Genomic DNA, 12592 nt, shown 5'->3' on the forward strand with positions numbered 1-12592 from the left:
AAGGTTATTGAAATGGATTCAATACGATTTTAGGATTTGCATTCCGCCACTCCAGGTCAATGAAGTTATAATAATTCCTTAACTCAAAAAATCGCGGGTGCAACGAGTTGCTAAATGTTACTCGATCGAACACGTATTTCCCGTCGTTTGCCGTACCGGGAGCAACTACCAAATAAGGAAACAACGCCCACTGTTGAGCGGTCGGGCTATTGACCACCCCATTCCAAATAATGTGCGCGCGACGGAATCGCTTCATGTCCCAGTATCGGTGATCTTCGAAAGCGAATTCGACCCGCCGTTCCTGAATGATATCATCCAAAGTCACAGAAGTCAGAGGTTGGATACCGGCACGTTCACGGACTTGATTGATGTAGCCGACTGCTACCGGCTGTCGCCCCAGTTCCATAGCCGCTTCGGCGGCAATCAACACGGCTTCAGCAAAACGGAAACGGGGAAACCACATTTCACTATTGCGTCCACGGGTGGATGCTCCAGATGCTTCGTCCAAAAATTTACGAAAGAAAAAGCCCGTTTTATTGATATACACGTCGTTAGTACGATTTGGACCGTTGGAAGCAGTAATCAGCCGTCCGTTATTGTCCGCCGCGCCGGGTGCTCCGGTAACCGTCTGCCAAGCGCCATTGTTCCATACCTTTTGTCCAGCTTGCAATGTTACGGGCGTTCCTTTAAACTGTGCACCCGGCAAGATTACGGTGCCGCCTAGACGGGCGTCTTTGTTTGCAAAGGCAGCCGTTGGACTGTCATAGAAAATGTAGTTGCCTTGATTATCCCGAATATTGATATCACCGTTTCGGTTATCCCTATATTCAAAATCCTCCACCAGATTAAGAATCGGACCCGCATACGCCCGGTCGATGTCCTCGGCGTGCGATCCAGGTATGTTGATCGTTGTGAAATTCACCTGCTGGTTTGTGCCTGGGTAAATATGATCCCGAGCCCAAATGACCTCGGTATTGTTATCTTTTACGCTGACTGCTTCATAAAAATTACGCTCCAAATCATCTGGCTTGTTCAGCTGTAAGTCATACGGGCTGTTGTTGATTACGTCTTCCGCCGCCGTTAAGGCTTGTTCGTAATACCCCTGTGCACGATCAGCCGGAATTCCAACCTCGCCGCCAGCCGTACGAATCGGACTAGACATCTTGTTGTTGTAATTTGCCAATGACCCTGCATAGATAGCAGCCCGAGCTTTCAACATCAACGCGACCCATTTATTAGCACGTGCTGAATTGGTATTCCGCTTGTCATCGAGCATCGTCGAGACAGCTTCGCACTCTTGAATAATATAATCGTAAATACCGGCTTCCGTAGAACGGGGATATTGCAATGCCGTTACATCCATGCCCACTTGGTAATCAAATACCTCATCCCCTACTATCGGCATACCGCCCATACCGCGGGCCATATTGAAATACACCCACGCCCGAAGAAACCGAACTTCGCCTTCATAAAGCCGCTTTTTTTCTTCGTCGAGTGCGGTCGTTGCACGGATACCTTGTAGAAACTGATTCATGTTGCGAATCAGCTCATAGTCGTACACCCGCCAAAGCTTATTGTCGTAATTTTGCATCACATCTGGGCCACCGTCCGATTTCCCTGCTTCATCCAATATCGTATACTGATACGAATTAGCGATATGTTGCCCCCATGTAATAACAGGATCGGTGTTCGGCACATTAGTTAGTCTGCCATAAAAATTGGATAAAACCGATCGGATCATTATCTCATCTCCGAAAATATCTTCTTCGGGCAATATCGTATCGGGCTCGCGCTCTAAGAAGTTGGAGCAACCGTTGAAGGACGTTAGTCCAACCGCTAGCACCAATACCTTGAATATGGATATGCTTGACTTTTTCATAATGCTTTCTTTTAAATAATATTCAACGTACTAGAACCTCACATTGATTCCGAAGTTCATAATCCGATAAGTAGGATAACCCAATCCGTTTGTATCCTGTGTTTCCGGGTCTATACCAATCAAGTTGGTTAACGTAAGCAAGTTCTGTCCGGAAAAATACACCCGAACTCCCGTGATAGAAAGCGGCTCCAAAATATGGGAAGGCAATGAATAGCCGAAATCTAAATTACGAAGTTTGATATAACGAATCCGTTGCTTCCAGAAATCACTGTTCCAATAATTGCTATGTGCGCCGTTGCCAATCAACAACATCGGGTATTTACCAGGAATCAACTCACTATTGGCATCCCAAATGTCGGAAAGCTTCCAAGCATCATCCGCATAATACTGAGGAATGTTCCCACCGTTCTGAAAAGGGGTACGCATTTCATGTTCCTTGTAGAAGGTATACATAGCACCGCCGGAGAAGTCTAGCCCTAAATCAAACCCTTTATAAGCGAAGGCAAAATTCAATCCGAAGTTCAGCGCTGGTGTAGAATCACGACGATACCCAATGGGGCGCTCATCCAGATGGTTGATTACCCCGTCGCCATTCAGGTCTTTGTATTTGACATCACCAGGACGTAACGTACGGTTACCTTGCCGATCGTTATCGATTGGCCACGTAGCTATTTCTTCCCAACTTTGGAACTGTCCGTCGGATTGCAATCCCCAGTTCAAATAACCGAAACGCTCAACAAGCGAATTCCGGTAGACATCCCACGAATTACTAAAGCGGGGCTTGTACCGATCCCAATCATAAAAGCGGGAAAATGTGATGTTTCCGGCGAGTGAATAGTTCAGTTCGCCCGCGCGATCAGCCCAACGTAAAACCGCTTCATAACCGCGATGCATATCGGAGTTTAGATTCTCATTAGGTAATGCGAAACCGACTTCCTTGGGTATCAACACATCATAACGTGAAGCAGGAAGCCCTGTGCGCTTGCGTTGGAAAAACTCTACAGTAGTGGTCAACCGACTGCCGAGAAATGCGGCATCAAAACCAATATTGGCAATTTCGGCGCGAAGCCATGACAAGGTGTTTACCGGAAGTCCTCGAGGTTGTGAGCCGATAACGTACTCACCATCGATTACGGATGACGGAAGATTTACCCAATCACCATTAGCATTCCGATATCGTTTGTAATTGTATCCCGCCAAGTAGTCGAAGGGATTGTAGCCGGCGGTATTGTCATCCCCAACCAAGCCGAACGAGCCACGGATTTTCAAATCGTTGACAATGTTTCCAATCTTGCTGTCTTGCCAGAACGACTCCTGCGAAATCCGCCAACCAGCAGATGCCGCCGGAAAGAAACCCCAACGATCGTCAGTCGGGAATTTCCACGAACCATCGTAGCGGCCCAGTAACTCAAGCAGGTACTTTCCGTCATAATCGTAATTAACTTTACCAATATAGCCCAGTCTTGCCTGTGGATTCTCGCCCTCATCATCATAGGCGTCCATCGTTTCAAAATAAATAAGCTCCAACGCATTGGACGCGGGAATGGAGTGTAACCAAGTTGTCGGGGTTTTACGGAGAATGCTTTCGACACCACCTATCACAGATAAATTATGCAAGCCAAATGACTTCGTATAATTCAACTGCACATTGGACGTTATTTCTTCATTATGGCCCATACGACGCTCCCGCCAAGGGTTGTTGTTTTCGAAAATCACGGGGTATGTGTCCGTATCTTCGTCATAACCATATAATTTGTAGGTAAATTCATGATTGTCCATCCGTTGATTGGCAAAGTAATATCCTACCAATGCTTTGGCTTTCAAACCGTCCACAATATCATATTCCGCATCAAAATTCAGCTGGCTCACACGCCAAGTTTCCGTCCGCTCACCGGATAAATCGTAGTTCAACCACCCGAAGTTCGTGCCGGGGTCGGTGGAAGTCAATGTCGGGTAATTGGGATTATCATTGGCGAAGGGACGTACCGTCGGCAGGTTGCGAAATGTGGCGAACCGGGGCAGCCATAGGTCGTCGCCACCGGGTACGCCCGGATTTCTCCGATACTCCAGACGGGCATTGTAGTTGGCGCCTACCCTGAACCGATCGGAAATCTGCGCTGTAATGTTCATCTGTACGTTCGTGCGTTTGAACCCGCCGTAATTTACAATGACGTCGTTTTGGTTGAGGTGCCCCAAGCTGAAATAATAATTAATCTTGTCTGATCCTCCGGATACGTTAGCGTTGACGTAAACCTGCGGAGAGGTTTCCCAGATGTAATCGTACCAATCAAACGGTACATAACCTTTTTCGGTTCCTTGTCTCCATTTGGCTAAATCCTCGGGCGTGTATCGATAGTTGCTCACTCCCTGTACGGTCTCAGATTGAATGTAGCTTTCTACGAATGTTACCGCATCTGCGGGCTTCGGAAATGCAGATAAATTTTGAAAACCGTAGTTGGATGTCAAACTAACCGTGTTCTTAGTATTCTTTTTTCCTCGTTTGGTAGTTATGACAACAACGCCGTTTGCAGCCCGTACACCGTAAATCGCGGCCGAAGCATCTTTCAGCACGGAAATAGATTCAATATCATTGAAATCCAGGTTATTGAATTGGCCGGCATCCTTCTGAACCCCATCGATAACATATAAGGGGTCTCCCATATTCCGGATCTGAAGTTGTGTCGTTCCACCCGGACGGCCGTCTGTTTGCCGAAAGTTCACACCGGGGATTTTCCCAACCAGCGCTCCGGACGTTGTAGATGACAACGACCGACTTATATCCTCTGCACCGATGACTGAAATGGCACCCGTCAACGTCTCCTTTTTCTGTGCCATACCGAAACCCGTCACCACCACTTCCTGCAGCGCTTCTGAAGAAGAAGTCAAATCAATCGACACATTGCTCGCATTGGCTCCCACACGTACAACGGTCTGGTCGTAACCGAGGTAGGTAACCAAAAGGGAATCCCCTGCGGATGCCACCTCAATTGAGAACGTACCATCGGCCGAGCTCGACGTGGTGCGCTGGCTTACCATCGCCTTGATGGTCGCACTGCCGATGGGGGTTCCGCCCTCGGCATCCCGCACCGTTCCTGTGACAGACCGGGTTTGGGCCATTGCTATGGATAGTCCAACGCACCATAGCAACGCTACAAGTAAAGCTTTACTCATAATTGTTGTTTTGTTTTAATTGTTTATAATTTGTATTGATTAACCCTGCATTCGAATAACCAGTCTGAACTCCACCACGAAACCGTTCCCACCTATCCGGTTCAGATGGTAAACGCATGACTGAAAAAGGATACAACGACTACCGCAGCAGCTTCAACCCGAATCCCGGCGCATTAGGCGGAATCAGTTTTCCATCCTTGATCACATAGCCGCTGAGATCAACATCGTCTGACGTACTGGTTACGCCTTCAATCGTGACGGTATTACCTAAGCCGCCAGTCATATGCGCGGTATAAAATGTCTTAAGCAGCGAACCCCATGCGTGGGGAGACGCCTGCACACCGTATTGAATCAATGAAGGCATCAGCTTCCGCCAATTGGTGAATCCGAGACCTTCTATGTCGGAGATGTGTACATCCATGAGTTTTTGCTGCATCAAGGTATCCAGCAGCGCCGGGTCGGGATCGGCTTCGCCTTCGGCAAGCAGGCTCTTTACATTGGCCTTGGCCATCCACTCGCGGAGCTTACGGTAGTCTTCAACGGTCTCATGGAATGGCTCTTCAATCCAGAATAGCGGCGTATTACCAATTCCTTCGAGGTATGCCGTAAATTCATTCACCGTAAAGCCGTTATTGCCGTCTACCAAAATCTCGCAATCTGGAAACGCTTGGGCAACAGCCTTGGTGACTTCGATATCACGTGCCAGCCCGTCTTTTAGCGACATCCAGCGATGGCCCCGCCCGATTTTTAATTTGAACTGGCGGTAGCCGTACTCGTAATCATAACGACAGTTTGCCAACACCTTATCGATTCCTCCCGGTGCATGGGCGGGCTCCAGATCGTCGAAATAAATCATCCCGCTGTAGTACTTGGTAGTAAACGGCTGATCACGGCCCAGCAATGCATACACGGGCTTGTTTAACGCTACGCCAGCAAGGTCATGCAACGCGATGTCAAAGGGCAGATAACGATCATCCGTAATGCCTGCATTAACATTGAAAACGTCAGACAGTTTTTTGCCTATCAATTCGGGGACGAGCTGCTGCGCCTCACCGCGGCCGCCGCGGAGGGAAGCCCAGCCTTTTGTGCCTTTGTCTGTTGTGATGATACATATGCCGATGCGCGGTCCGAAACCGTGGACATCAAGCCGTGCGTTTTTACCGACAAAACGGGGGTATTGCAGTCGCACATCATCAAATGCTACCGACTGTATGGTGTGGTAGGCCAGCTCGGCTTGCATACGCGACGCGTCCGGTCTGCCTTCAAATACCCCAGCAAGCGCTGTCTTTGATACTACACTGGCGGCTATCCCGGCATTCAGTGCATAGATGAATTCCCTTCGTCTCATAATTGGTGTTTTAATGGTTAACGTTTCCGCCCGTACCTCCCTCGCTTATGCGGGCGGGCGCTTTATACGTTTGTTTACTAACGGTTCGCCGTTAACAAAACGTTCGTTTTAAAAATGCAAAACCTTCCTCGGCCAATTCATCCGCACTGTTGGCCAAAGGCCGCCAGATACTCGCCGCCCTGGCTAACTCCTTCGAAGGTGCACCGAAGGTTTCGATGACGAGGCTTCCCCGATACCCAATGTCTTGGAACGCATCGCGCATACCGAGCCAATCCAGGTGGCCTGTGCCCGGTGTACCGCGATCATTCTCGTTGGCCTGTACGTGGACCAACCGGTCGCCCAGCTTTCGGATGCTAGCGGGGATGTCCTTCTCTTCAATGTTGCTGTGGAAAGTGTCCAATAAAATCTTTAAATAAGAGCTATTGAGTTCATCGACCAACGAAATGGCTTGGTCGACCGTATTGACCATATCGGTTTCAAATCGATTTAGCGGTTCAAGCGCCAAAGTCACGCCCAGTTGTTCGGCGCGCTTCGATGCTTCGTAGAGATTCTCCAGGCACCATAGTCTTTCCTGCTTTTTCTGATCGGCCGAAACCAGCCGGGTCTTCCCGACCGCCGAGTAGAGCGGCCCGCCGAAAACCGGACTTTCCAGGTCGTTGGCGATTTCTAAGCAATCGATGATATAGGAAAGCCCATTCGCCCGGATTTCCGGCCGATCGCTGGAAACATCCCGATCCATGCCGAACGCGCCGCTCACGGATAGCTTCAGATTCAGCTCCCGGCACGTGCGCTTCAACGCATTCCAGTCGATCAACTCCCGATCTTCAACGGCAATCTCAATCAGGTCATAACCTGCCGCCTTGGCCTTGCGCAAGACGTCAAAAGATTGCGTGGAAAACGGCGAAACCCAAACAAATGTGCTTATTCCTATCGTCATCTTCAACAAATTAACTTATTCAAAACTTGGTATTTCTACCCGAATTCCGCCTTTCATGGCCGATTCATGCGCACATATTCCTGCGCACGTATAATTAGCTGCCAACGCAGCATCCACTGCTGAATCCCGGCCTTCCACAATGGCTGCGACAAACTCTTGGACCAAGTGAGGGTGTGATCCGCCGTGTCCGGCTCCCTGGAGGAACGACACATGATTGGGATCGTCGATTTTCTCGCGTTTGGTAAAATCGGCGATTTCAGGAATCAGCAGTTCATCGGTATCCGGCACATCAATCCGTCGTGCATTTTCACCGCCGTCGAAAATGACGTGTTCTTCGTCTTGCAATTGCTCCCATTCAAACGACATTTTGGTACCATACACGTCATAACTTTCCCGGTATTGGCGCACCACATCAAAGAGTGAACGGGTTGCTTCCGCCACTACATCTGAATCCTTCAATTTGAACGTAGCCGTTTCTACGGCATACGGCGCGTTGTAACGGCTAGCCAGATCATCTGACAGCCGGCCGGAGCCATGGCAAACCACCGACTCGGCAATCGTATTGTTGATGCGCAGCAACGGCGAAATAGCGTGTGTTCCGTTCAGCATAGGTGGATAGCCCTTCCAATATTCGGCCCAACCCTCCATGCTCATATCTTGGATGTGGGATCCGCGCACAAACTGGATCTTACCCAACTGGCCGGTTTCAGCCAATTTCAGTCCATAAAGGAACTCGCGGGTATACAGGGCTGTTTCCATCATCATATAAACCTTGCCCGACTTCCGTTTTGCCTCCACAATCGCTTTGCAGTCTTCAACCGTCATGGCCATCGGTATGGTACAGGCCGTGTGCTTGTTGGCGTTTAACGAGGCCAGGGTCATCCGCGCATGTTCTGGTACGGGGGTGACGATATGGATCGCATCTACGTCGTCCCGCTTCACCACGTCTTCGAAGTCGGTGAAAATCAGGTTCTCGTCCAGATTAAACTTGTTCTTTAATTCGTTGAGCGTATCTTCGTTTCGGGTACAAATTCCGACGGCTTTAATGTTGGGATGCTTCTGATAGATGGGAATAAACTCTTTCCCAAAACCCATACCTACGATAACGACAGTGATTTTTGACATGTTCTGATTCTAATTAGCTAATTATACGTTTTAGTTAGTTTGCAATCCAGTTAAGCGCATTGATTAACAATGTTTTGTATGCTTCATGTTGATGACTACGTTCATCGTGTCCAGTTGTAATTCCGACAATCTTTGCCTTCCGGTGCTTCACGGTGAATACGCCTGGATAAACGGCGTCGGTTTCTTTAGATTGACCAATGACCAACACCTCAATTCCTTTCGCAGCGGGATCGGGGACATGACGGTACAATTCATCCACAAACTCAAACTTAGCCGGGACACCTTGTGTAATTGGATGCGCTGGATTGACGACAAGGTTTTTTATTTCCTGAAGCTTTTCGTGGCTCTTGCTACCGCCGCCTACATAGTTCAGGTTGTAGGCGGGCCAGTCTGCCCAGTTGTACCACACCGCGGCATGGAGGAGCAACAGCCCATGCCCCTTCTCGACGAATTTGGTGATCGCTGCCTGGCCTGCTGCACTGATCGGCTGATTGTTGGTCAAAATCAACAGATCAGCTTGTTTCAGGTAAGCAGGTATGGAATCCGTCTGTTCTGTGTATGTAACGCTGTACTTGCCGGTTGATTCGATGGTCTTTTTGTCTTCTTGGCCGTACCATCGACCGAAATCATGGGATCCGCCACCGCCGACCATTAACACGCGGAGGGGTTGGGGTTGGGCCAACGTCGCACTCACGGTCATCACCATCAAGCATACCCCTGTAAATAGCTTCATAATCCTGTTCATATTCATATATAGTTAAGTTCAACTTTCTATTAATCACATCCAATTAATCATTTCCATTAACCACACGCATAATGCCATTCATCCCCCGCCAATGCCCGGGGAAGGTACAGACATACGGATAATCACCGGGTTCCGTGGGTGCCGTAAATTCGAGTGTGAAGCTCTCGCCCGGATTCACTAGGGGTGTATGGTGCAACACCTCAGGAATAGACGGAATATATTGCTTTTCATACGCCTCTGACGACCGCAGCATGTCGTCCGCTGCCTTGCCTACAATCTCTAAGGAACCGGGTTGGATAATGACCAGGTTGTGCTGCATCCCGTCGGGGTTCTCGAATACCAACGTGATCCGTTTACCCGCGGGCACGGTAAACGACTTTTTGTCGTACTGCATGATGTCCTTTACAGCCTTGATCTCTATTCGCTCCGAAGGCGCAGCATTGGCTTGGTCGGTAGCGGGATCCTGACCGTGCACAACCTGCCGACTCTTCTTCGAAAGCCGTACGATGATGTTATTGACATTGCCGGTGAAGCGCGATGATTCACCATATTCGGTCAATGCATGATCGTCGTCAAAATCTTCTCCGGAGCGCAAGTTGAACTTCAGCGGCGCGGCAAATAAATGCATAGCTTTTGCCGTGCCCTGGCTGGCACCGTTTACGGCCAACTCAAGGGTCGCATCGGCAGTTAACTGTGCATCTACCGTGAAATTGCTGGGTACAGTGCCCCGTGAGGAAACGGTGGCGGTCTGGCCGTGCTGGTAGACCTCGAAGAACAGCCGGTTGTTTTTCAGGTACAACGCGTACCCTTCAGATTTGTCGCCCTGCCCTACGATCAGTCCATTGTACGGCTGATTCTCCCGCCGGCTGACTTCGGTCTGGATGTGGATTTCCTTATTCGATACATCGGGAGAGAACTGGAAGCGGCTGCGGCGCCCGAGCGTGTACTGCTCGTTGGCCAACGACTCGGCGATACGCCTAGCGAAACTACCGGTCGCCTGCGAAGCAGCCTTGAAGAACTCATCTTCATGTCGTGTAATGGCTCCGAACAACGCCTGCGATAACCATCGATCGCTTTCGTTGACAGCGTCGTTGGCCGCCTCAAGCAAGGCGCTGGCAATGTCCGCCGAGGCCGGGTATTCAGCTAACCTCACGAAGGCCGCGAGCCGAGTGTTCAGCGCAGTGTCTGCCAGAATGTTGCTTTTCAGTATGGCGTTTCTGGATTGCTCCGTAATCGGCAATACTTGAACGGCTGCCTTGCGCACGCCCGCAGATGGATGGCTCAGGGATTTCACCACGGCATTGAACACATCCTGATTAGACTCGATAACGTTCAGGCCCTGCAAGGTCCATAAAGCGTGGATAGCGGGAGCATTCAGGCCGATCTTATCAACCTTTTTATCCGAGGCGATGCGAATCAGGTCGTTGACCACGTCGTCCTTTTGCCGCTCCACCAGGAGCCGCTGGGCATGCATCCGCCAAAACTTATTGTCACTCTTCAAGGCTTTTAACAGTCCGTTGGTGTCATCTTTGGAAAGCTTGTATGCTGACTTATGCTTGGCATCCTTATAAACCAATCGGTAGACCCGACCGTATTTTTTGTCGCGCAAATCGCTCTCAAACGCATTGCCCGGGCCGTGTGGTTGTTCTACGAACGGCAACACCTTATCTGAGGGTGCTTGTGCAGGCACGAATACGTTGTGCTGGATAATGAAATTGTACCAATCGAGTATCCAGACCGCGCCATCCGGCCCAACTTCCGCGTGTACGGGGCCAAACCACTCATCCGAGCTGGCCACCAAGTTCCATCCGTCATGTTCCTTGAAACCGGCACCATCCGGCTCGATAACGGCATTGTGGATCAACCGTACCGTAGGCTCAGTGACGAAAGCCACCTTATTCCAATATTGTTGAGGATAATCTCGTGCGGTGTATAGCTGGTGCCCTGCTGCTGAAGTAAAACCGCCCACCACATCCACCTGCCGGAGGTTGGGCTGCATGGCATGTACCTCATAGTGCCCATCGATCTTTTGCACCGCGTTGACATTGAGCTTCCGGTCGTCTTCCTGCAACCGGCGCTGCACCAGTTCTTCGGGCATGGAATAAAACGCACTATGGGTATTGTTTGCCGTGGAGATAAACACGTTGTTATCTTCGGTCATCCCCAAGCCCCATGTATTGTTGCTGGTGGTGGCCAGGTATTCGAAATCGGTTCCATCGGGCTTGAAATGATACACCCCTTGGCCAAACGCCATCTGTTGGCCATCGATGCTTCCGTTGAAACCGGCATAGCCGGTTACGCCCCAGATTTTGTTGTCAAATCCATACTGTAGGTTGGAAGGCCCGGCATGGGTGTCGTTCTTGTTCCATCCCGTCATTACGGTATCCCGCACATCGGCGACATCATCACCATTGGTATCTTTGAGGAAAATGAAATGCGGAGCCATGGCCACCAAGATGCCGTCATTGGCAAATGTGAAGCTGGTGGCAATATTCAACCCATCGGCGAAAACGGTGAATTTGTCTGCTAAGCCATCACCGTCCGTATCTTCGCATATCTTAATCCGGTCGTTGGCTTCGCCTTTCAGCTCCACAAAATTATTGGGATAATCCATCGCCTCAATGATCCACAACCGGCCCCGTTCGTCCCAGCTCATCGCCATGGGATTAACAATATCAGGCTCTGAAGCGAATAATTGCAGTTCGAAACCAAGAGGCACCTGTATCAACTTCTTCGATTCTTCCGAAGTCAAAGGATCTTGCATCTTCGGCACAAAATGGCGTGCGGTGAAATCTGCAATCGTATCTTCGTAGATGCTCACGTTAGGGATTTTCAATTGCGCGACCAGCTCCATTACCTTGTCACCTATGGCCCATTGCACGCCACTGCCGATCAATCGCAAAAAGTCCAGACGCTTCCAGGTAGATTCATCACCACCGTTAGCCGTATGGAAAATGCGGCCACTCCCTTTGGTTACCCGAAGCGCCGAATCGGTTGACTCACCTCCGGATATCATCTCCCTATACCACGCCGGGCTATTGGCCGGATCCATTCCCAAGGTAATTAATCCCTTACCATCTTCCACAAAATCCTCAACGGCATCTATCTGATTGGAAGAGAGTGAATCCAGACCGGAAAATAGAATGAGTCCATCGTATACGTCCAGGTTGTTGTCATTTAAATCGTTCCGATCAACCGTATAAGTTAGGTTAATCCCGCTTTTGAAAAGCTCGATTGCCAACCACGACGCATACTTGGTAGATTCAGCCGATTCGCCAGCATGCCCCAAAAACAGGACTTCCGCCCTTCTCGGGGAATCACTTGTACAAGCAATAAGCAACAGGCAACAAATGCTGATAAAGCAAGATATTCGGCTCATAATATGGA

General features: G+C 49.7%; 7 protein-coding genes. All 7 read right to left on the reverse strand.

The genetic code is table 11. The features are described 5' to 3' along the window. Window positions 1–4: 4 nt before the first annotated feature. Window positions 5–1879, reverse strand: a complete 1875-nt coding sequence (locus tag ACFQRK_RS17340; RefSeq protein ID WP_379008957.1) for a RagB/SusD family nutrient uptake outer membrane protein — start codon at window positions 1877–1879, stop codon at window positions 5–7. A gap of 30 nt (window positions 1880–1909) precedes the next feature. Next, entirely contained in the window at window positions 1910–5050 is a 3141-nt protein-coding gene (locus tag ACFQRK_RS17345; protein ID WP_379008958.1) for a SusC/RagA family TonB-linked outer membrane protein, read from the reverse strand. A gap of 139 nt (window positions 5051–5189) precedes the next feature. Then, window positions 5190–6398: an enolase C-terminal domain-like protein gene (locus ACFQRK_RS17350; RefSeq protein WP_379008960.1), complete on the reverse strand. Its 1209-nt coding sequence runs from the start codon at window positions 6396–6398 to the stop codon at window positions 5190–5192. A gap of 91 nt (window positions 6399–6489) precedes the next feature. Continuing rightward, on the reverse strand, window positions 6490–7335 hold the full coding sequence (locus ACFQRK_RS17355) for a sugar phosphate isomerase/epimerase family protein (protein WP_379008961.1): 846 nt from the start codon (window positions 7333–7335) through the stop codon (window positions 6490–6492). Window positions 7336–7350: 15 nt separating this feature from the next. After that, the gene (locus tag ACFQRK_RS17360; protein WP_379008962.1) at window positions 7351–8460 is read right to left on the reverse strand and encodes a Gfo/Idh/MocA family protein; all 1110 of its coding nucleotides are present in this window, start codon (window positions 8458–8460) and stop codon (window positions 7351–7353) included. A gap of 34 nt (window positions 8461–8494) precedes the next feature. After that, the gene (locus tag ACFQRK_RS17365) at window positions 8495–9205 is read right to left on the reverse strand and encodes a ThuA domain-containing protein (RefSeq protein WP_379008964.1); all 711 of its coding nucleotides are present in this window, start codon (window positions 9203–9205) and stop codon (window positions 8495–8497) included. Between the two features lie 43 nt (window positions 9206–9248). Then, a complete protein-coding gene (locus tag ACFQRK_RS17370; protein WP_379008965.1) occupies window positions 9249–12584 on the reverse strand; it encodes a PVC-type heme-binding CxxCH protein in 3336 nt (1111 codons plus the stop codon). Window positions 12585–12592 lie beyond the last annotated feature (8 nt).

It is taken from the genome of Parapedobacter sp. GCM10030251 (assembly GCF_042666505.1).
Taxonomy (GTDB): Bacteria; Bacteroidota; Bacteroidia; order Sphingobacteriales; family Sphingobacteriaceae; genus Parapedobacter.

What these genes read in the sequence shown, in the direction of transcription:
- ACFQRK_RS17370 (WP_379008965.1), bottom strand. Translation starts at nt 12,584, where the DNA reads ATGAGCCGAATATCTTGCTTTATCAGCATTTGTTGCCTGTTGCTTATT.
- ACFQRK_RS17340 (WP_379008957.1), bottom strand. Translation starts at nt 1,879, where the DNA reads ATGAAAAAGTCAAGCATATCCATATTCAAGGTATTGGTGCTAGCGGTT.
- ACFQRK_RS17350 (WP_379008960.1), bottom strand. Translation starts at nt 6,398, where the DNA reads ATGAGACGAAGGGAATTCATCTATGCACTGAATGCCGGGATAGCCGCC.
- ACFQRK_RS17365 (WP_379008964.1), bottom strand. Translation starts at nt 9,205, where the DNA reads ATGAACAGGATTATGAAGCTATTTACAGGGGTATGCTTGATGGTGATG.
- ACFQRK_RS17355 (WP_379008961.1), bottom strand. Translation starts at nt 7,335, where the DNA reads ATGACGATAGGAATAAGCACATTTGTTTGGGTTTCGCCGTTTTCCACG.
- ACFQRK_RS17345 (WP_379008958.1), bottom strand. Translation starts at nt 5,050, where the DNA reads ATGAGTAAAGCTTTACTTGTAGCGTTGCTATGGTGCGTTGGACTATCC.
- ACFQRK_RS17360 (WP_379008962.1), bottom strand. Translation starts at nt 8,460, where the DNA reads ATGTCAAAAATCACTGTCGTTATCGTAGGTATGGGTTTTGGGAAAGAG.